Source organism: Pseudomonas sp. HB05, assembly GCF_016756915.1.
Lineage (GTDB): Bacteria > Pseudomonadota > Gammaproteobacteria > Pseudomonadales > Pseudomonadaceae > Aquipseudomonas > Aquipseudomonas alvandae.
The window spans coordinates 206,174-227,160 of record NZ_JAESPG010000003.1 but is presented as its reverse complement, the minus strand read 5'-3'; the positions used below and the strand labels follow the sequence as shown (position 1 = coordinate 227,160).

Annotated in this window: 13 protein-coding genes; 7 read left to right on the top strand and 6 right to left on the bottom strand. The window is 61.3% G+C overall.

The window, feature by feature from the left end; all coding sequences use genetic code 11:
• Window positions 1-178: 178 nt before the first annotated feature.
• From JMN22_RS05160 to JMN22_RS05145, 4 genes are all read left to right on the top strand, one after another.
• The gene (locus JMN22_RS05160) at window positions 179-1,744 is read left to right on the top strand and encodes an MBOAT family O-acyltransferase (RefSeq protein WP_030139655.1); all 1,566 of its coding nucleotides are present in this window, start codon (window positions 179-181) and stop codon (window positions 1,742-1,744) included.
• A gap of 11 nt (window positions 1,745-1,755) precedes the next feature.
• On the top strand, window positions 1,756-2,931 hold the full coding sequence (locus tag JMN22_RS05155; protein WP_030139656.1) for an alginate O-acetyltransferase: 1,176 nt from the start codon (window positions 1,756-1,758) through the stop codon (window positions 2,929-2,931).
• Window positions 2,932-2,945: 14 nt separating this feature from the next.
• Window positions 2,946-3,611, top strand: a complete 666-nt coding sequence (locus tag JMN22_RS05150; RefSeq protein WP_030139657.1) for an alginate O-acetyltransferase AlgF — start codon at window positions 2,946-2,948, stop codon at window positions 3,609-3,611.
• Window positions 3,612-3,829: 218 nt separating this feature from the next.
• A complete protein-coding gene (locus JMN22_RS05145) occupies window positions 3,830-5,281 on the top strand; it encodes a mannose-1-phosphate guanylyltransferase/mannose-6-phosphate isomerase (RefSeq protein ID WP_198796593.1) in 1,452 nt (483 codons plus the stop codon).
• A 143-nt stretch (window positions 5,282-5,424) separates the two neighbouring features.
• Here the strand turns inward: JMN22_RS05145 and JMN22_RS05140 are convergent, their stop codons facing one another.
• The gene (locus JMN22_RS05140) at window positions 5,425-8,247 is read right to left on the bottom strand and encodes an RHS repeat-associated core domain-containing protein (protein WP_198796594.1); all 2,823 of its coding nucleotides are present in this window, start codon (window positions 8,245-8,247) and stop codon (window positions 5,425-5,427) included.
• Between the two features lie 161 nt (window positions 8,248-8,408).
• Between JMN22_RS05140 and JMN22_RS05135 the strand changes: the two genes are divergently transcribed.
• Together JMN22_RS05135 and JMN22_RS05130 are read left to right on the top strand one after the other, a co-directional pair.
• Window positions 8,409-8,873: a hypothetical protein gene (locus tag JMN22_RS05135; protein ID WP_030139661.1), complete on the top strand. Its 465-nt coding sequence runs from the start codon at window positions 8,409-8,411 to the stop codon at window positions 8,871-8,873.
• Between the two features lie 34 nt (window positions 8,874-8,907).
• Complete coding sequence (locus JMN22_RS05130) at window positions 8,908-9,732, top strand: SDR family oxidoreductase (RefSeq protein WP_198796595.1); 825 nt, start codon at window positions 8,908-8,910, stop codon at window positions 9,730-9,732.
• A 46-nt stretch (window positions 9,733-9,778) separates the two neighbouring features.
• Here the strand turns inward: JMN22_RS05130 and JMN22_RS05125 are convergent, their stop codons facing one another.
• The 5 genes from JMN22_RS05125 to JMN22_RS05105 form a co-directional block, all read right to left on the bottom strand.
• A complete protein-coding gene (locus JMN22_RS05125; RefSeq protein WP_198796596.1) occupies window positions 9,779-14,659 on the bottom strand; it encodes a leucine-rich repeat domain-containing protein in 4,881 nt (1,626 codons plus the stop codon).
• A 188-nt stretch (window positions 14,660-14,847) separates the two neighbouring features.
• On the bottom strand, window positions 14,848-15,711 hold the full coding sequence (locus JMN22_RS05120) for an efflux RND transporter periplasmic adaptor subunit (RefSeq protein ID WP_198796597.1): 864 nt from the start codon (window positions 15,709-15,711) through the stop codon (window positions 14,848-14,850).
• 10 nt (window positions 15,712-15,721) lie between these two features.
• Window positions 15,722-15,922, bottom strand: a complete 201-nt coding sequence (locus JMN22_RS05115; RefSeq protein ID WP_003205331.1) for a DUF1656 domain-containing protein — start codon at window positions 15,920-15,922, stop codon at window positions 15,722-15,724.
• The gene (locus JMN22_RS05110; RefSeq protein WP_198796598.1) at window positions 15,912-18,092 is read right to left on the bottom strand and encodes an FUSC family protein; all 2,181 of its coding nucleotides are present in this window, start codon (window positions 18,090-18,092) and stop codon (window positions 15,912-15,914) included. Before JMN22_RS05110 ends, JMN22_RS05115 begins: the two co-directional genes overlap by 11 nt.
• A gap of 10 nt (window positions 18,093-18,102) precedes the next feature.
• Complete coding sequence (locus JMN22_RS05105) at window positions 18,103-19,668, bottom strand: efflux transporter outer membrane subunit (protein ID WP_337248684.1); 1,566 nt, start codon at window positions 19,666-19,668, stop codon at window positions 18,103-18,105.
• Window positions 19,669-19,993: 325 nt separating this feature from the next.
• On the opposite strand from JMN22_RS05105, the gene JMN22_RS05100 reads away from it, so the two are divergent.
• A complete protein-coding gene (locus JMN22_RS05100) occupies window positions 19,994-20,962 on the top strand; it encodes a LysR family transcriptional regulator (RefSeq protein WP_030139667.1) in 969 nt (322 codons plus the stop codon).
• The last annotated feature ends 25 nt before the right edge of the window (window positions 20,963-20,987 follow it).

Here is a 20,987-nt window from a genome sequence, read left to right as displayed (position 1 = left end):
TTGCTCGCGATGACGGCGGCACATGCCACTGCGATGCAAGCTGATCCACTGCTATCGCGAGCAAGCTCGCTCCCACAAGGGAAAGTGGTCTGTTTCAAATGCAATGCCCCCCGGTTTTCATGGGGGGGTTTGGGGGGGCTCTGGCCCTTGACTGTTGATTCAACAAGGAGAGATCGGGATGGTATTTTCATCCAATGTGTTCCTGTTCCTGTTCTTGCCGATCTTTCTCGGCTTGTACTACCTGAGCGGGCAACGCTATCGCAACCTGCTGCTGCTGATCGCCAGCTATGTGTTCTATGCCTGGTGGCGAGTGGACTTCCTGGCCCTGTTCGCCGGCGTCACGCTGTGGAACTACTGGATCGGCCTGAAAGTCGGTGCCGCCGGCGTGCGCACCAAACCGGCCCAGCGTTGGCTGCTGCTCGGCGTGGGCGTGGACTTGGCCATCCTGGGCTATTTCAAATACGCCAACTTCGGCGTGGACAGCCTCAACGCAATCATCACCAGCTTCGGGCTCAACCCGTTCATCCTGACCCACGTGCTGCTGCCGATCGGGATCTCGTTCTACATCTTCGAGTCCATCAGCTACATCATCGACGTGTATCGCGGTGATACGCCGGCGACCCGCAACCTGATCGACTTCGCGGCGTTCGTGGCGATCTTCCCGCACCTGATCGCCGGCCCCGTGCTGCGTTTCCGCGACCTGGCCGACCAGTTCAACAACCGCACCCACACGCTGGACAAATTCTCCGAAGGCTGCACGCGCTTCATGCAGGGCTTCATCAAGAAGGTGTTCATCGCCGACACCCTGGCGGTGGTGGCCGACCATTGCTTCGCCCTGCAGAACCCGACCACCGGCGACGCCTGGCTCGGCGCCCTGGCCTATACCGCGCAGCTGTACTTCGACTTCTCCGGCTACAGCGACATGGCCATCGGCCTGGGCCTGATGATGGGTTTCCGCTTCATGGAAAACTTCAAGCAGCCCTACATCAGCCAATCGATCACCGAGTTCTGGCGCCGCTGGCACATCAGCCTGTCGACCTGGCTGCGTGACTACCTCTACATCACCCTGGGCGGTAACCGCAAAGGCACGCTGATGACTTATCGCAACCTGTTCCTGACCATGCTGCTCGGTGGTCTGTGGCACGGCGCGAACATCACCTACGTGATCTGGGGTGCGTGGCACGGCATGTGGCTGGCCATCGAAAAAGCGGTGGGCATCAACACCACGCCACGCAGCATCAACCCGATCCGCTGGGCGCTGACCTTCCTGCTGGTGGTGATGGGCTGGGTGATCTTCCGTGCCGAGAACCTGCACGTGGCCGGCCGCATGTACAGCGCAATGTTCAGCTTCGGCGACTGGTCGCTGTCAGAACTGACCCGCGCCAACCTCACCGGCCTGCAGATCGCCACGCTGGTGGTGGCCTACGTCACCCTCGCCTTCTTCGGCCTGCGCGACTTCTACACCAACCGTCCGCCAGTCAAGACCAAGCCTGAGGTGAACACCGAAGCCAACGGCCCAGCCACCGCGCAACCGGGGATGATCAAGGCAGTACCGGGCGACAACCCGTCGACCATCCACGAACCTGGCTACACCGTCGGCGTCGAGGCCCAGGTGCAACCGGCCTACTGGACCGTGGACTGGTCGCGCTACGTGATGCGCGCCCTGGTATTGCTGTTGTTCATCGCCTCGATTCTCAAACTGTCGGCGCAAAGCTTTTCGCCGTTCCTTTACTTCCAGTTCTGAGGGATCCGGACATGACCCGCTCATTACGCATCTTCTACGTCGTGCTGTTCATGCTGATTTTGACAGCACTGGGTATTTGGTCGATGCGCAGCTTCTTCGGCTTCAGCACCAATCCCGATGCGACCGTGCTCAACGGTCGCTGGGCCAAGGCCGTGGAAACGCACTACGACGACGAATTCCCGATCAAGCGCCTGGGCACCAACATCTGGGCGGCGCTGGACTACAAGCTGTTCAACGAAGGCCGCAAAGGCGTGGTCTTGGGCCGCGACCAGTGGCTGTACAGCGACGAAGAGTTCAACCCGATCGTCAACGAAGACCAGAACCTGCAAGGCAACTACGCGCTGATCGAAGGCGTGCGCCAGAAGCTCAAGGAACAAGGCATCACCCTGGTCATGGCGATCGTGCCGGCCAAGGCGCGCCTGTATCCCGAGCACCTGGGTGAAGTGAAGCCTTCGAGCATTCACGCCAACCTGTACCAGGACTTCCATGCCCGCGTGGCGACGGACAAGATCCTTGCCCCTGACCTGCTCGGCCCGCTGCAACAGGCCAAGCAGAGCGGCCAGCAAGTGTTCCTGCGCACAGATACCCACTGGACACCGGAAGGCGCACAAATTGCTGCGGAACATCTGGCCAAGGCCATTGCCGAACGCACACCACTGAATGGCGAACCACAGCGTTTCGTCACCGAGCCTGCGGAGAAAATCATCCACAAGGGCGACCTGCGTCAGTTCCTGCCGCTCGATCCCCTGTTCGAAAACCTGATGCCAGCCCAGGAACCGTTGGTCAAGCGCAACACCCGCGAAGCCGATGACCAGCCGGCCAGCGATGACGCGTTGTTCGCCGATGCCCAGGTGCCCGTGGCCCTGATCGGTACCAGCTACAGCGCCAACCCCAACTGGAACTTCGTCGGTGCGCTCAAGCAAGCCCTGCACAGCGACGTCGTGAACTACGCCGAAGACGGCCACGGCCCGATTCTGCCAATGCTCAGCTACCTCAAGAGCGACGCCTTCAAGAACAGCCCGCCACAGGTGCTGATCTGGGAGTTTCCTGAACGTTATCTGCCCGTGAACAACGAGATCGGCGACGCCGATCCGCAGTGGGTCGCCGAGCTCAAGCAAGCCGGCGCCCGCCAACAGAACGTAGCTGCTAACACACAATCCGAGACGCCCGATCGGGCGCAAAACTGAAAGAGAGGTCCACCATGACTTTCAACACTACTCCTCGCCGTCTCGCTGCTCGCTCCTTCAAGGCCGTTGCCCTGGTCGCCAGCATGAGCGCCCTTTCCTTGTCCGCCTTCGCCGGTGACTCGGCCCTGTACGGCCCGGTCGCGCCAAAAGGTTCCAGCTTCGTGCGGATCTACAACGCCAGCAACGCCGAAGTCAGCGCCACCGTCGGCAGCACCAACATCAGCGACGTGGCCCCGTTGGCCAGCAGCGACTTCAGCTTCATGCCTGGCGGCGACTACAGCGCCAAGGTGGGCAGCCAGACCGTACCGGTTAAACTGGCCTCCGATCACTATTACACCCTGGTCAACAACGCCAGCGGCCAGCCACAACTGATCGAAGAACCACCGTTCAAGAACAAGCAGAAATCCCTGGTACGCGTACAGAACCTCACCGACAAGGCGCTGACCCTCAAGACGGCCGACGGCAAGACCGAAGTGGTACCGAACGTAGCGGCCAAGGGTCGTGGCGAGCGTGAAATCAACCCGGTGAAAGTGTCCCTGGCCCTGTTCGAAGGCGACAAGAAAGTCGGCGATCTGAAACCAGTGGCCCTGGAGCGCGGCGAAGCGGCCGTGCTGTACGTGACTGGTTCGGGCAGCAGCCTGTCGCCAGTGTGGGTCAAGCGCCCGGTTTCCACCCGCTGATGAATTCACCTGATTGACGTTGTACCCTGGTGGGAGCGGGCGTGCTCGCCAACCCGCTCTCACATTCAACATTGATGTTGGCTGAACCACCGCTTTTCGCGAGCAAGCCCGCTCCCACCCTGAATCGGGGTGTCAGTCGGGTACGGAACAAAAACAAGAGAGTGAAACGACAGAACGCAGTAGCTCTAAAACCATTTCGCTTCAAAGGAGTAACAAACATGATTCCGGTGATCTTGTCAGGTGGTAGTGGCTCACGTCTTTGGCCGCTTTCGCGCAAGCAATTCCCTAAACAGTTCCTGGCCCTGACCGGTGAACACACCCTGTTCCAACAGACCCTCGAGCGCCTGGTGTTCGAAGGCATGGACACGCCGATCGTAGTCTGCAACAAAGAGCACCGCTTCATCGTCAACGAGCAGCTGTCCGCCCGGAACCTGGAAGCCCAGCGCATCCTGATGGAACCGTTCGGTCGCAACACTGCGCCGGCGGTGGCCCTGACCGCGATGATGCTGGTCAACGAAGGCCGCGACGAACTGATGCTGGTACTGCCAGCCGACCACGTCATCGAAGACCAGAAAGCCCTGCAACGCGCATTGGCCCTGGCCACCGTGGCGGCCGAGCGTGGCGAAATGGTGCTGTTCGGCGTACCGGCCACCAAGCCGGAAACCGGCTACGGCTACATCAAGTCGACCAACGACGCCCTGCTGCCTGAAGGCGTGAGCCGCGTGTCGCACTTCGTCGAGAAACCCGACGTCAAGCGCGCCACCGAGTTCGTCGAAGCCGGCGGTTACTTCTGGAACAGCGGCATGTTCCTGTTCCGCGCCAGCCGCTTCCTCGAAGAGCTGAAAAAGCACGATCCGGACATCTACGACACCTGCCTGCTGACCCTGGAGCGCAGCGAGCAGACCAACGACACCATCACTTTCGACGAAGCCACTTTCGCCTGCTGCCCGGACAACTCCATCGACTACGCCGTGATGGAAAAAACCCAGCGCGCCTGCGTGGTGCCGCTGTCGGCCGGCTGGAGCGACGTCGGTTGCTGGGCATCGCTGTGGGAAGTCAACGCCAAGGACACCAACGGCAACGTCACCAAGGGCGACGTGGTGATCCAGGACAGCCGCAACTGCATGATCCACGGCAACGGCAAGCTGGTGTCGGTGATCGGCCTGGACAACATCGTCGTGGTCGAGACCAAGGACGCCATGATGATCGCCCACAAGGACAAGGTTCAAGGCGTCAAGCAACTGGTCAACACCCTCAACGCCCAGGGCCGCACCGAAACCCAGAACCACTGCGAGGTCTATCGTCCGTGGGGCTCCTATGACTCGGTGGACATGGGTGGTCGTTTCCAGGTCAAGCACATCTCGGTCAAGCCGGGCGCGTGCCTGTCGCTGCAGATGCACCACCACCGCGCCGAGCACTGGATCGTGGTCAGCGGCACCGCCGAAGTGACCTGCGACGAGAACGTGTTCCTGCTCACTGAAAACCAGTCGACCTACATCCCGATCGCGTCGGTCCACCGCCTGCGCAACCCGGGCAAGATCCCGCTGGAAATCATCGAAGTGCAGTCCGGTAGCTACCTGGGCGAAGACGACATCGAGCGCTTCGAAGATATCTACGGTCGTTCCACCCCGCTCGAGCGCGGCGTGTCGGTGAAGACCATCGCCCAATAAGCGTCAGTAACGATCAGCCGTACAAGAAGCCCCCATCCAGCCCACTGCGTCCCCTATCCGCAGCGGGTTGGGTGGGGGCTTTTTTTCATGGATCCAACAGCCTTACTGACGCGTCTATACACTCGAAAATCAGCTTTCGGCTATCAGCGGTTAGCCACCAGTACCTGTTTGGATTGCACTTTTCGAACGCGTGTCTTCGAATAAACAGTGACTGACGCGTTCGAGCGATTAAACAAGGATGGTTTTTTATCCGGCGAATACTGATTGATCGCAGCCGCGCCCTGCGTGCTCTGTTGAAAAATGCTCCAGACGCCATCCTCTCGGTTGAATCTCATAAAAGCGAAGGCGGTAGTGACTTCCTCCTGTTGGCCTTCGGAATTCAAGATATAACCGTAATCCTTGTACTCCATTGCCGCACTGAGTCCTAGACCATGGTCGATAACAGCCAGGTCGTTGTATTCGACATCTTCCTTCCCTCCTTGCACATGCCGGACCCGCAGAACATTGTCGTTGAGCTGGTCAACAGTCAACGAACAACCACTGAATCCAGGAGTGAAGACATGATCCGCGTCCCGCCGACCGGGATTTACGGGAATGTCGACAAAGCCCCCCTGAGGCGCCCAATAGGCTAATACTGCGTTGTTTCCTTGAGGAATATCCGTGGGACTTCTCAAAACCCTCAAGGCGTTGAAAACTCCACTAGCCGCCCCGCCGTAACTAAATTTTTCCATTGTAAACAGCAGGTTACCTCCGCCTTGCAGGTTACTGAACTCGGGAGGGAGTGCACGAACATCACTTAATAGAAACGTGCTGACTTCCACTTCCTTGAGTTCAGTTTCGCTAAGCGCGCTGTGGATACTGGTCGGTTTTGCGACCGCCGGCAGATTCCGCATAAATGTTCCGACATCAGCCCGCTTGGCCCCAGAAACGTTGCGCTCAGCACCTATTGCAATGACCGGTTGGTGTAATCCATTGGAACGTTTTTTCGTAGTTATTGAGCCATCATCGTCGATGAAAGACATTGGATTGTTTCTGACCATCCGGTAAATATTCAAACCATCCACCGTCCCCGCCGGGTCCGGATTCACCCAGCGCTGCAACCACGGGGCGTAATACCGAAACCCATAGTAATAAAGCCCCGTCGCATCCCGCTCCTTGCCCGAGTAGCGCACTGTCTTGTAACCCACTTCGATTACGTCATTTCCAGTCAGATAGGCCGTTTCGCCGAAGGGATAGAAATGCTCCCGGCTGATGATCCGCCCGTCCTCGGCCAGCTCCAGGCCAACCGAACCCAGATGATCGGTAACGCTGAATCGGTAAGCGTCGTTTTCTCCGGTCGGCGGCGTGCTTTCCCAATGCAATACCCGAACATCGCTGAGCCCGCCCTGGGCGACGATCACCTGCAGCGCCTCGCCCGTTCCGCTGTCGACACGCAGTTCCAGCCCCGGCAGATAACGCACCTCGGCGGTCAGGGTACGGGGGCCGGTTTGCAAGGTGCGAAGCTTGCGCGCCCGTTGCCCGCCGCCGTCGTAGATATAAACCTCGCTATCATCAAGCCCCGATGTCCGTTTGATGGGTGTGACCGAACCCATCTGGTTACGCAGGTCCCAGGCCAGGAATCGACCCGCGTCCAGCGCCAGGCAGTTACCCCGCGCGTCGAAGGCGGCAGCGATTTCCTCCTCGGTGGGCGGCACTCCGTCGCGGTAAGGCAGGCAGCGATTGCTGTAGCGCGCCGCTTGGATTTGTCGACCATGGCTTTGCGCACCGAAGTGAACCAGCTCCAACAGGTTACCGCCCTCGTCATAGCGGTAGGTCTGTCGATAATTGCCCACCGCCGCGGGATCGTTGCGCCCCACCGAATCGGGGCCTTGGCTGACCGGTCTGGCCTCCCAGCCAGTGGCTTCGATCAATTGGTAGAGGCTGTCGTAGACAAAACGACTGAGCGGATCGATGCGTTGGTTGGCGAAGTAACGGACCGGCAGGGCATGGTCCTCGATGCTCAATACGTTGCCCATCGGGTCGTAGTCGTAAAGCAAGTGGTGCAGCACGTCGCCGGCGCGCATGGCCTGGTGTTCCATCAATCGCCCGTCTTCGGGTCGGTACTTGAGCGTGGTCTGCAGGCCGTTCCCGGCTGTTTCCTGTTCAATCTGCGCCTGGGCGCTATAGCGAATATCGCTCACCAGCACCTGCCAATCGTCTTGCCCCTTCAACAGCAATTGGCTGCCGGACAGCCGGCCATCGAGCGTAAGGTCTTGTCGTTGTCGATTGCCCCTGGCGTCGATCCGCTCCAGCACATCGCCTAACGGCCCAAAGCGCCACGTCGAAACGGCGCCGTCGCCCGGCTCCAGCAAGTGTTCGCGATCGGCCTCGGATTCCGGCCAATCGGGCAACGCCACATCGAAGATGAAACGGCGATCCTGCGTAAGGTTTTGTCCGGTCAAGGCAAAGGACGACAGCAACAACGTACCCGCCGTATCGTCGTGGCGGATCAATCGCCCGTACTGGTTGTGATCCTGATCGCCTTGGCCCGAATAGCCATAGGTCAAGCGCTCGGTGCACCGCCGCGACTCCCCTGCGCCCTGTTCAAAAACTGCGATGGGGCGCAGCAAGGCATCGTATAGGTGATCCCGCCGCGTCCCTCGGCCATCCCAGCCACGTATATTTTCGCCGGCGAGACTTGGCAGAATGGTTTGTGTACCCGCATCGACGCTGACCGTGTGCAGCTCAGCCCCGGACAACGAATAAATCGCCGAAAGGTTGGCGGGCGTCGATTCGTCACTTTCCTGCAAGGCCCACAACCGCGGGTCCCACTGCTTGGTCGCGCGCCCCGCCATGTCAAAGAGGCTTCGATTTGTGCGCCGCTGCGCGAGGCCATCTTCAAGGTTTCGGCAATAGTCGATCGAGCGGACCGCCAAGCTACGCGGATCAAAGGCGATCAATCCAGGAGTTCTATGGTCCATGCCCATCGGTAAGCCTTTTGCGTGGGGGTCACTTGCCCATGTAATAAGCGGAAGACGCAATTGCCTACTGTCATAGATGACAGTCACGACGGACGGTGCTGGGCGCATGAATATCCATCGCCCGCGCCCTTCGGTAGGATGTGGCAACCGGAACGGAGGTTTCGAACATGCTTATCGGCGTCGTGCTGGTCATCACCTGGCTCATCCTGCTGTTGCGCTACCCGGCCAAGGCCTTGCCGGTGTCCCTGGCGGCCTTCGTCGGGCTGGGGCTGGTGGCGGCGTGGGTGCTCTGGGAAGAAAGCCGCGAGACCCGGCAACTGGCCCGCCTGGACCTGCAGATTGCCTACGCCCCCGAACATTGCCCTGCTGATCGGCCGTTGCGCCTGAAAATCCGCAATGGCAACGACGCTCCGTTGACGGAGCTGCGCTGGCGCATCGCAGCTTACGCGCCCGGCGATAGCATCAACCTGGCCGACAATCTCTACAGTTCACCGCGTTATCGCGGCCCGGGCGACTTGCAGCCCGGTGCCGACTGGCAGGACTGCTTGCCAATCCCGCCGCTGCGTCCCGGCTATCGTCCGCAAACCCTGGAGTTTCGCGCCGAGCGATTGCAAGGTAGCTTCGCCAACTGATCTTCCTCCCACCTGCTTGCACAAGGAACACGCCATGCCCGTTGCGTTGATTACCGGATGTTCCAGCGGCATCGGCCGCGCCCTCGCCGACGCCTTCAAGGCCGCCGGCTACCAGGTCTGGGCCAGCGCACGAAAATCCGAGGACGTGGCGCAACTCAACGCCGCCGGGTTCACCGCCGTGCAACTGGACGTTAACGACGGCCCGGCGCTGGAACAGCTAGGCGACCGAATCAACCAGCAACACGGCGGCCTCGACGTGCTGGTCAACAACGCCGGTTACGGCGCCATGGGCCCGCTGCTGGATGGCGGCGTGCCGGCCATGCAGCGCCAGTTCGAAACCAACGTGTTCGCCATCGTCGGCGTGACCCGCGCACTCTTTCCTGTGCTGCGCCGGGCCAAGGGATTGGTGGTCAATATCGGCAGCGTGTCCGGTGTGCTGGTCACGCCATTTGCCGGCGCCTACTGCGCCTCCAAGGCAGCCGTGCATGCCCTGAGCGACGCATTGCGCATGGAATTGGCGCCGTTCGGCATCCGCGTCATGGAGGTGCAGCCCGGCGCCATTGTCTCCAGTTTCGCCAAGAATGCCGGCCATGAAGCCGAGCAGTTGATCAGCGAACAATCGCCCTGGTGGCCCCTGCGCGATGGCATCCGAGCCCGCGCCAAGGCATCCCAGGACAACCCGACCCCTACCCGCGAGTTCGCCGCCGCGTTGCTCAAGGCCATTCAGCAACCCAAGCCACCCCGCCTGCTGCGCCTGGGCAATGGCAGTCGCGCATTGCCGTTGATGGCAACCTGGCTTCCTGCCGGTTTGCTACAGAAGGGGTTGATGAGGCGGTTTGGATTGAAGCGATCATTGTAACGGGATGGCAGGCCGGCCCTTTCGGGCTGGCTGCTGCTCAGGGAGTTCAAATGACGGGCCTGTGCACCCACCAGCTACGCACCAAGGCCTGGGTAGCCTGGGTCGAAGCCTGTATCGCTTCAGTGGCCTGGACATATTTGATGATCAACGCTGACCGACGTAATTGTTCTGAATCCAGCTCAATACCATTATTTCCCCAGGGCACCCCCTCGACCGGCTCCAGGGGCGGTTGCGCCAGGGGCGGGCGGGTCATGCTTTCCAAGAGTTCCACGGGCCATTGCGACGTATCCAGGTTCCCATCGATGACGGCATCGCTCAGGTTTTCCGAGATTGCGTCCCACTTTGCCTGGAATGCATGCCAGGCGGGCGACATCTCCTTGAGGTAGGGCGACCACGATAGCGTTTCAAATAACGGCGCACCCTCTGTCATGTCTTGCATCAGATAGCTGACAAACCCCGCCTCGGTGGCCCGCACGTTGAATGCCGTGGTGGTCCACCGCTCGGTAACGGCTTGAAAATCCGCCCAGGTCCGATAATGGTGCTGATTGAACCGGTCGAAACGATAGTTCGATGGGTACGCCAAATCGAGGCAGAAATCATAGAACAGACCTATATGTCTTTCCAACTCGTTCAATGTGAATCGCTGATGACGTTGGCTGGCCTCCAGGCGCGAGTAGATACGCGATTGCAATGCCGTGAATCGCTGGTCAATGTCGGGGAGACGCCGGCGCACGAATTCCAGCCTGCCCTCCAGATTGAAAAGACGTTCGACGGCACTCGCACCACGGCTGTTCGGGCCCCTGGCATTGATGCCGATATCCTGCGCCCCGCCAAGACGTATCAATTCATCACTGAGCCAGTCCAAAAAAATCGCGCGCGAGGGTTTTTCGCGCAGTTGTTCGAATCTTCTGCGCACCCCCTCATCCCGGGTCCAGGCATCGCGAGTATAGGCAAAGCTAAAATTGGCCTCTCGCAGCCTGGAGATCTGGCTCACCGGCAGCGGATTGTCATCGAGGTTGATGCCCAGCAATCTGCGGTCTCCCTCGTTTCGGGGCAACACGGACAGTATGGGATCGACATGGGTAATGGCATTGCCGAGTAACGTCAGGTAGAGCTCGCTCACGGGCGTGCGCTGGATCAATTCAATCAGTGCCGCCGGAATTTCCTTGAGTCGGGTGCGAGCCAGGTTCACGAATTTCAGTCGAGGCAATCCCGACAGACTCGTCAAACCGATCACACGATTGCCGCTCAGGTCCAGCGCGACCAGACGCTTCAGCTCCCCCAGGAACGCGCTGTTTTGCTCGTCCAATACCAACCTGCTATCGCCCAGGCTCAGGTTTTCCAATTGCCTCAGGCCGCCGATTGCTTGCAGCAGCTCGGGGGCGAACGCCGGATTGTTCTTCCATACCAAATGTTTAAGCCGCGGCAATCCGCCCAGCGCCTCGATAGCCCGGGCGCCGATTCGGCCCGGCACCAGCTCCGTGACACCCGATACGCCAGAAAGCTCCAACCATTCCAGCGTGGCATGGGGCGTGGGCCCCAGCAGGGAAGCGAATACTTCGTCATTGAACACAAGGGGGTTTTCGTCCAGGAAAAGGAACCGCAGCCGTGGCATGCCCGCAATGGCGGAGGGACAGCGCGTGAGGCGATTATGGACCAGCGACAATTCGACGACCCTGGGAAAACGGCTCAAGAAGTCCGAAGGCACGTCACTGAGCGCCAGTCCCCGGAGCGTGAGCATTTCAATATGGCTGAAATCAGCCGTAAGAATCGGCAGTCGCCCTATCGGGCCGGCCGTCACTTCCAAACCGAGCACCGAGCGGTCCCCGGTGGTAAAGCGGGTTTCCCGACGCCAACCGCGGCGCAGCGCCCTGCCTACCTTTCGACGAATCACCGACCTTCGCGCCGGATCGTCAAGCTCCACGGCATGGTGTTTGTCCGCAGCTTGCTCCCATACCTCCAAGCTTTCGTCGAGGGTTTTCCATTCGGCCTCTTTTTCATTGATCAGCAGGTCAAGGGGTCTGCCCGACTGAGCGCTGCGTTCCTGGAGTTCGGCCATCACCCGGACGCTGATGTCTGCGTGTGGATAGAGCGACTGAAGACGAGACTGTGGGGTTGCCCCGCGCTGCCAAAAGGCAATGCCATGGCCACTCAACGGATAACCCGGCGTTTCGCCCACTCGCTCCGGAAGACGGACACTGGCAGGTTTCGATGCACGGATCCCCAATGCAGGGCGCAACTGATCGCGACTTCCCAGGGCAATGTCCAACAATCGTCCGCGCAGCTTGTCGTGTTCCCAAATCTCCAGGTCCAAGCGACGGCGTGCCGAGTCAGGCAAAGCCCGCAACAAGGCATCTTCCAGGCTCGTGGGTGGGCCGAGTTCGTTATTTGTCTCATCAAAGGGCTCATAACGATCATCGCGGCGGCGAATGGTTTTCAACGGCCCGGTTCCACCCGCTTCCAGAGGACCGAAAGAACGCTCCTCAAGCAACAATTGCACCCGTACCGGCTCGTCCAGCCTCGCCAGCTCAAGGGCAAGCAGGCTCATGACCAAGCGGTCCCGATCGTTGCCCGAGACGCCAGCTTGCAAGGCTTCCAACGCCCGCGATACACGTAGCTCACGCAACGCCTCGACGGTTCTCTGCGCCAGGCTCTGCGGCACGCGGCCGGCGCTCAAGCCGCGTTCTTCTTCTATCGTCATGTCCGCCAGCAGAGCATCCGCCACGGGCTCCGGCAAGCTCGGAAAGTCTCGACACAACAGCGCCGCGTTCGGATGCTGCCCCGGGCGATTGGCGAAGTTCTCCACCAGGCGGTAGCCATTGTTCTCAAGGCTATCCGCCAACAGGTTGGCGAAGCGTCGGTAGGTGACGGCAGGGCTTTCCCACGGAGTCTCGGCGCCCAACAAAGCGCGCTGCTCTCGCGCATCGAACTGCAAGAGCAACCGCTCTTGCCATTGCCCACTGTGAAATGCAGAAGCATCGAGGTGCAGCTCGGGGCCTGCTCCCGATTCGAAGAAAGAGTTTTGTCCATCCATGTAGCGGAACGCGCGCCGGACCGGCCACCCCGGCAACTCCGTCAGCAATTGCACCACGCCCCGGGGTACCTGCGGCAGGGGGTGATTGGCACGTAGCCGGGTCACTGCATCCGACACTTGCGCCCGAGCTGCAAGACGTCGGGCCATGTAGGGCAAGTGCACCGGCAGAGGCTCGCCATTCACGGCGAGATAGCGCAGCCGATCATCGCTGATCCCGATCAGTCGCTGGGCATCGTCAAGGCTTGTGTTCGCTAACGTTCGCAGTTGCGGGTCGATTTCCCGCAGCAGCCGTGCGCCTTGCATGCCCAAGGGATCCCGATGCACCCAACGCCACCCTGTTGAACGTTCCCACTCAAGGGCCGGTACAACACCACGGTAGTTCGGAGGCAGTTTGAGGCGCAGATCGCGTCCGTCGCCAACGACCTCATAAAAAACGCCTTCCACGTCCACCCAGGCATCATCCGCAGCGCGCCAGACGCCGTATCGATCGGCGGTCGAATATTCAGGCGGCACGCGCAGGCTGGCGCTCGGCCGGGTGCGACCGTGCCAAAGCCGCTCACTGCCATCGTTCGTCACCACGGGGGTCATCTCGCCCAACAGATGATTGGCCCCGAAAGCGCCTACCGCAAACGTCGTGGCACTCATTGCGGCGCTGAACAGGTGTTGGATCGCCTCGAGCCTCTCCCCCAGGTTGAGCGCATGGACGCCTTCATAGACATCCAGAATGAATTGCCCCATTCCCAGGGCAACACCCGCCCAGGCCAGTGGCTCGACACCGGGCAGGAACATGCTGATGCCGCCAAGAAATTGCAGCCCTGCGCCCAGCCACATCCAGGTTTCTCCGATCAGTACACCGGCGTCGATATGAGCCACTGAACGGGCCTGGCTCGACGCGCTACTCAACACGACGCTACGCCATTCACGGTAGAGGCCCTGCCAGACATCTCCGCGCAGTTCATGAACCTCGACCAGGTTTTTCTCCCCTCTTCGCAGCAGGCCTACCAGCACCCGATCGCTCCAGTTTCTGTCAGGCAGCGGCAACAGTCGGGAAAAAAACGCTGCATATCGAAGGTCACCCAGGCGCATGACGAGATCAGCCTGGAAAGCTGCCGAACTGGCGTATTGCTTGAGGGGCGACACAGGGTCGTCCGGAATATGGACCACGATCGGCACCCATTGCCCCACGATTTGCCGATCCCCCCAAAAGACCCGCACGCCAGGCAGGACGATGCGATGCTCCGCCCGCCAGCGTTCGCCCAGCTCAAGGCCGCTGGCGAACGCCGCGGGCAGCGGCTGAACCTTCACGGTGGCATCGAGCTGCACGCCAAAAGCCGCCAGGATGCGTTCACCCGTGACATCCAGCAACCCTTGCATGCGGGCTTGCAGGGCGTCGTGTCGCAGCTGCGTTTTCCGAAACTGGATGTAATCCGACGCGAAGGCAGGCAACGAGATTGCGTCATGGGAAAGCTGCGGAATCTGGCGTCGCAACTCGGCAGCGTAAGCGGCTCCGGTGTCCAGGTCACGACACAAACCGGCGAAGTCGTTCATCTGCACGACAGACGCCTTGGCGCGGTCAGGATAAAGCTCGAATTGGCTGCCTCGGATGAAAGCCTGAGCCTCGGTGTCGGCACGGGGGAAATTGATCAGCGCGTGTTCCAGCAATGATCGCTCTTCAGGGAGATGTGGCTTGCACACCAGCGTAGCGGGACCGCCTCCAGGGACCGGATAAGTCGCGCAATCATCCCGAAAATGCCTGATCAGTCGAGAGCGCTCCAGGTCAATGCGCGTGCCGAAAAGGCGATCCATGTGGGCTTGTATACGAGACAGCGCAAATTCGCGCAATGACGGGATAACCGCATTTGTCACATTGAAGCGATGCGCGGCCTCGGCCAAGTCCAAGGCGGCCTGTAGCAGCCTTGCCTGTTCGCTCTGGTTCGCATCCAGCAGCCAACGGGGCAGTTGCTGGCGAATAAAGTGGTGGTGAGTCAGCTGGGTCATCGAGAGTTCCTTCAGTCGAGGACGCCAGCTTGAACGGGCCTGGGAGAGGCAAGGTGGTAAATATGTACTACATTCGAAGGGCCTCAGCGCCCAACGGGCGGCTCGACCACCACCGTACAGGTCATCCCCGCCGCCAGCAGCACGCCATCCGGCACCTCATCCAGATGAATGCGCACCGGCACCCGCTGGGCCAGGCGTACCCAGTTGAACGTCGGGTTCACGTCGGCGATCAACTCGCGGCTCTCGGGGTTGTCGCGGTCGTAGATCCCTCGGGAAATACTTTCCACATGGCCCTTGAGCACCTCACCGCTCATCAGTTGCAACTGCGCCGAATCGCCTACCCGCACCTTGGGCAACTTGGTTTCTTCGAAGAAGCCGTAGACCCAGAACGAATTCATGTCCACCACCGCCATTTTTGCCTCGCCCATGCGCGCATAGTCGCCACGGTGCACGTTGAGGTTAGTGACGTAGCCGTCCACCGCCGCGCGAACCTCGGTGCGGGCCAGGTTCAGTTCGGCCGCCTCCAGTTGCGCCTGGGCCTGCTGGTAATCGGCCAGGGCCGAGTCGGCGATGTTGCTGGCGTCGTCACGGTTTTCCCGGGAAATCACCAGGCTGTCCAGGTCGGCACGTCGGTGCGCATTGACCTTGCGCATTTCCCAGGTGGCCTTGCGCGACGCCACCAGGGAGCGTGCCTGCTTCGCCGCGATGCGGTAATGCTCGGGGTCGATGCGCATCAGCAAGTCGCCCTTTTTCACCAACTGGTTGTCGCGCACCGGCACCTCGACCACCTCGCCGCTGACGTCGGCGGCGACATTGATGATGTCGGCCCGCACCCGCCCATCGCGGGTCCAGGGTGTGTTCATGTAATGCACCCATAGCGTACGGCCGATCCACAGTGCCAAGGCCAGCACCAGCAACGTCGCCAGCAGGCTGAAAAGCTTTTTCATTGTGTCGATCTCAACGGTAGACCGTCAGCGCCAGTGCGCCGAACAGGCAGGTGAACAGGCTCAGGCGCAGCAGCGCCGGGTGCCAGAAAAAACGGTACAGGTCCAACCCCGAGAGGAAACGATCCAACGCCCAGGCCAGGCCGGCGGCGATGAAAAACATCAGGGTCATGGTGGGCATGTAGACGCCGTGGAAGGCGATTTCACGGGGCATGTTCAAGTTCCTGGAGAGGCGGCGTGGTGTAAGCCGCCAAGGGCGATTGCGGGTCAAGCAGCGAGGTGCGGATGAAGTGCAGGTAGCTTTTCACCCGACGCAGGGCCGAGGTATCGAAGTGCGGGGCGAAAGGCTCGTCAGTGGCCTGCACGCGGCCAATGGCGTGGTCCACCGCCACGAGTGCGCGCTCCAGATTGCTCTGGCTCGGTTGGCGGAACAGCCGCACCAGCGCGCGTCCCATCACTCGGATCGCCTGGCGCCATGGCTGGCTTTCGGCATAGGCCGGATGCACCGGCAGCGTCGCCTGCTCCTTGCGCAACTCGATGATCGCGTGGCCGATTTCCAGCACTACGAACATCCAGCGCAGCAAATTCCGTTGCACCCGGGGCTGCCCCGCCGCCAGCCCATAGGCCTGGTGCAGCAAGTCCCGGCTGCGGCTCTCGAAACCCGAGGCCAAGCCCTTGAGCTTGCCGCTGATGGCGAACACCACTTGTTCGCGCAGGTCCTGTTCGAGCCGGCGCCACATCCAGCGGCTGTTGGGCGGCAGGATGATCGCGCCAGCGGCGGCGCACACCAGCATGCCGAGGATCATTGCAATGTAATCGTTGATGAAGGTGTAGGGGTTGTAGACCGCCAGGTTGTCCGGCACGGAACCGGTGCTGAAAAAAATCAGCAGACCCAGCCCGACCCCGGCATGCTGCGGTCGAGAACTGAGAAACGAACCCAGCATGATCACCGGCGCCAACATTACGCAGAGCAAGGGGAAACCGTCGATCAGGGGAAAGACGAAAAACATCTCGACGAAGCCGACCAATGCCCCGACCAATGTGCCGCAGGCCATCTGGAATGCCATGCGCTTGGGGTTCGGCGTAGCCGCGGACAGCCCGACGGTGGCGGCGGCGATCATCGTCATGGTCGCGCCGCTCGGCCAGGCCGTGGCGACCCAATAGCTGCCCAGCACCAGCAGGATGAAGGCAGCGCGAAAACCGGAAGCGGCGGCAGCCAGGCCGTTGGTCTGCGACACGAACGGCTCATCCCAACGTTCCCGTTCATGGCGATGCTCGGCTAGGGAAGCGTGGGTCTGGGCGTAGCCATGCAGGTCTTCGACAAAGCGATACAGCAGCTCATAAGCGGTGTGGAAATCCAGTTGCTGCGCGTCACTGGGTTCCGTCTCCTGGAATTGCGCCCGCAATCGGCGCACCTGGGCCGGCAAGTCGGCCTTGTAATCAGCCAACGCCGCTGCCAGCCGTGCCGCATCGGCATCGGTCAAGGCCCTTGCGCTGAAGCCATCCAGCAGTTCGGCCAGGTTCTGCAATCCGGGCTTGATGGCGCTCACCACCGAGTCCGCCGCGCCGGTGCGCAACCGTTCGAGCAACTGGTGCAAGGCGTTGAAACGCGTGGTCAGGCTCATGAACTCGCTGTTCAAGCGACTGAGCCGACCGTTGCGCCGGCGCATGTGCGGGTCTTCGAACACGGTCACGCTGCGCAAGCCCTCCAGCCCTACCGCCTCGGCGATGAACCCCACGTTGCGCGCCTCGAATGCCTCCGGTTGGCTGCGCCCGCGCAAGCCATCGGTGACGAACAGGGCGAACACACCAAAGCGCTGGTAGAGCGCATTGCGCATGGCGGCACTGGCGGTTTGCGGCAGGATCGCGGCACTGACGGCGGTGGCACAGAGAATCCCCAGGGAAATTTCCAGCACCCGCCACACGGCCGCCATGAAGGCCCCTTCCGGATGGGCCAAGGCCGGAAGGCCGATCATCGCTGCGGTGTAGCCGGCCAGCACGAAACCATAGGCCCGGAAGTTGCGATAACGCGCCGCTCCCGCCGAACAGATGCCGACCCAGATCGCCAGGCAGCCGAGGAACAGCTCGGTGTTCTGGGCGAACAAGGCGATCAACGCAACCATCACCGCCGAGCCGGCCAAGGTGCCGAGCAAGCGATAAAAGCTCTTGGCGAAAACCTGGCCGCTCTGGGGTTGCATGACGATGAACACGGTGATCATCGCCGTGCGCGGCTGGGGCAATTCCAGGCGCATCGCCAGCCACAACGTCAGGAATGCGGCCAGCAAGACCTTGAAGATATAGACCCAGGTCACGCCATCGCTGCGGGCCCAATCAAAGAAACCACGGCGCCATTCGAGGCGATACAGCCAGAGTAGATACGTCACGCAAGGATACTCAGCATCGTGGCAAGGGAGCTTGCTCCCGCTTGGGTGCGCAGCACCCACCTGAAGGGACTGCTGCGCAGTCCAGCGGGAGCAAGCTCCCTCGCCACGGGACAGCGCGTGCCACAGGCATGTCGTTGCCCGCCTCCAGCCCGCCCCCCAACGCCGTCACGAGATCGGCATGGGCGCTCAGGCGCGCCGCTTCCACCTGTTGTTGCACCTGTTGTTGCTTGAACAACAGGCTCTGGGCGTTGAGCACATTGAGGTAGTCGGTGAGCCCGCGCTGGAACGCAACCATTGCTATGTCATAGGTGCGCTGGGCGGCGGCGACGGACTCGGCGGCGAAAACCTGTTGTTTGTCCATCGACTCGCGGCGGATCAACTGGTCGGAGATGCTCTTGAGTGCGGTTACCAACGTCTGGTTGTAATGGGCCACGGCGATGTCATAACCGGCGGCCGCCTCGCCCAACTGTGAACGCAGGCGCCCGCCATCGAAGATCGGCAGCGAGATCGCCGGGCCGACGTTGTAGGTGAGTTTCTTGCCGGTCAGGAACTCCAGCGCCCCGCCGCCGGTGGCCATGTAGCCCAGGCTGCCCACCAGGTCGACGTTGGGATAGAAACCGGCCCGGGCGACATCGATGCCCCGGGCCTGGGCCACCACCTGCCAACGTCCGGCCACTACATCCGGGCGCTGGCCGAGCAGCTCGGCGGGCAACGCGGACGGCAATTTCAATGGGGTTCCCAAGGCCAGGGTGGGACGTTGCAGGCCCGCGCCGTCGCCCGGCCCCTTGCCCGCCAGCGCAGCCAATTGGTTGCGGCTCAAGGCAATCGCTTCGTCGAGGGCGTCGAGTTGACGATGGGTTTCGGGCAGCGGCGCCTGGGCCTGGCTGACCTCGAAGTGGGTGCCGATGCCACCGTCCAGGCGCTTCTGCGCCAGTTCGAGAATCTGCTCCTGTTGACGGAGCGTCGCGGCAACGATGTCGCGCTGGGCGTAGTGCAGCGAAAACTGGATGTAGGCGCGCACGATGTTGTTCTGCAACTCCAACTGCGCCTGCCGCGCCTCGGCAACGCTGACACGGGCCAGGTCGACAGCCTGCTCGCTGGCGTTGCGCTCGCGGCCCCACAGGTCCAGGGCGTAGCTCAGGCCCAGGCCGGCGTTGTTGTCCCAGGTGGTGGTATTGGCCAACTCGCCCGGGCCGTAGAACTGATCGGTCGGCCAGTTGTGGCGCTTGAGGGTTGCCTCGCCATTGATCTGCACCGACTCGGCCGCCTCGGCGACACCGGCCATGGCCCTGGCCTGCCGCACCCGGGCGGCGGCCATGGCCAGGCTCGGGCTGTCTTGCACGGCCTGCTCGACCCAGCGATCAAGTTGCGGATCGCCATAGGCTTTCCACCACTGGCGGCTCGGCCAACGGGCGTCGCGGGCGGCCTCGCGAATCGCTTCGTCGGTTGCCAATTGGTTGGGCGACAATGCCTCGCCTTGCGGAGCAATCCCCCCCGTGCCGATGCAACCGCTGATGGTCAACGTCAAAACCCAAACACTGAGAGTCTTCAGCTCTCTGCTGATGCAACGCGGCACTGGCGCTAAATTCCTGAAAAATAAAGGGCATGACGACGGTCTGCGGATGACGGCAAACCTGTGGGAGTGAGCTTGCTCGCGATGGCGTCCTGGCATTCACCTCACGTGTCGTCAGTGAAGGCCTCATCGCGAGCAAGCTGGCTCCCACAGGTCCTCTGAAGCCAGACCGATCCTGCAGTGGCAGCAATTCTAGGGACCGACCCCAACGGCGATAAGCCGACCTTTCTGCGAATCTTTGTTACCGTTAACGCGATAATCCATTAGTCGGGGTCCCGTAGCGCTGTAACTTCATGTCACAATTTGCCACCTTCCAAGAGAGCCCTCCATGGACACCTTGCAAAACATGCGCGCGTTCAGCTGTGTTGCCGAAGCCGGAAGCTTCACCGCTGCCGCCGCGCAGCTCGATACCACTACAGCCAATGTCTCGCGCGCGGTTTCCAACCTGGAAGCTCACCTGCAAACCCGCCTGCTCAACCGCACGACCCGGCGCATCGCCCTGACCGAGGCCGGCAAACGCTACCTGCTGCGTTGCGAACAGATCCTGGCGTATGTCGAAGAAGCGGAAGCCGAGGCCAGCGACGCCCACGCGCGCCCGGCCGGGCAGTTGAAGGTCCACACCATGACCGGCATCGGCCAGCACTTCGTCATCGACGCCATCGCCCGGTATCGCAAGACCCATCCGGACGTGACCTTCGACCTGACCCTGGCCAACCGCGTGCCGGACATCCTCGACGAGGGCTACGACGTTTCCATCGTGCTCGCCAGCGAATTGCCGGATTCGGGCTTCGTGTCCCAGCGCCTGGGGATCACCTACAGCATCGTCTGCGCATCGCCTGGCTATGTGAAAGCCAGCGGCTGCCCGCAGAAACCCAGCGACCTGCTCAACCACGCCTGCCTGCGCCTGGTCAGTCCGGTCATTCCGTTGGAGAAATGGGTGTTCGACGGCCCGGAAGGCCAGGAGATGGTCACCATCAACAGCTCACCGTTCCTGGTGAACTCCGCCGATGCGATGAAAACCGCGATCACCAGCGGCATGGGTGTGGGGGTGTTGCCGGTGTATGCCGCCATCGAAGGCTTGCGCAACGGCACGCTGGTGCGGGTCATGCCCAACTATCGCTCCCAGGAGCTGAACCTCTACGCCATCTACCCATCGCGCCAATACCTGGATGCGAAGATCAAGACGTGGGTCGAGTACCTGCGAGGTTCATTGCCGGAAATCCTCGCGGCGCACCAGGCCGAACTGACGGCTTATGAATTGAGTGGAAGCCTGACCGGGGCACGGGTCGCGAACTGAATCCGCGACCGCGTACGGAGAACGA

What these genes read in the sequence shown, in the direction of transcription:
- JMN22_RS05160 (WP_030139655.1), top strand. Translation starts at nt 179, where the DNA reads ATGGTATTTTCATCCAATGTGTTCCTGTTCCTGTTCTTGCCGATCTTT.
- JMN22_RS05155 (WP_030139656.1), top strand. Translation starts at nt 1,756, where the DNA reads ATGACCCGCTCATTACGCATCTTCTACGTCGTGCTGTTCATGCTGATT.
- JMN22_RS05150 (WP_030139657.1), top strand. Translation starts at nt 2,946, where the DNA reads ATGACTTTCAACACTACTCCTCGCCGTCTCGCTGCTCGCTCCTTCAAG.
- JMN22_RS05145 (WP_198796593.1), top strand. Translation starts at nt 3,830, where the DNA reads ATGATTCCGGTGATCTTGTCAGGTGGTAGTGGCTCACGTCTTTGGCCG.
- JMN22_RS05140 (WP_198796594.1), bottom strand. Translation starts at nt 8,247, where the DNA reads ATGGGCATGGACCATAGAACTCCTGGATTGATCGCCTTTGATCCGCGT.
- JMN22_RS05135 (WP_030139661.1), top strand. Translation starts at nt 8,409, where the DNA reads ATGCTTATCGGCGTCGTGCTGGTCATCACCTGGCTCATCCTGCTGTTG.
- JMN22_RS05130 (WP_198796595.1), top strand. Translation starts at nt 8,908, where the DNA reads ATGCCCGTTGCGTTGATTACCGGATGTTCCAGCGGCATCGGCCGCGCC.
- JMN22_RS05120 (WP_198796597.1), bottom strand. Translation starts at nt 15,711, where the DNA reads ATGAAAAAGCTTTTCAGCCTGCTGGCGACGTTGCTGGTGCTGGCCTTG.
- JMN22_RS05115 (WP_003205331.1), bottom strand. Translation starts at nt 15,922, where the DNA reads ATGCCCCGTGAAATCGCCTTCCACGGCGTCTACATGCCCACCATGACC.
- JMN22_RS05100 (WP_030139667.1), top strand. Translation starts at nt 19,994, where the DNA reads ATGGACACCTTGCAAAACATGCGCGCGTTCAGCTGTGTTGCCGAAGCC.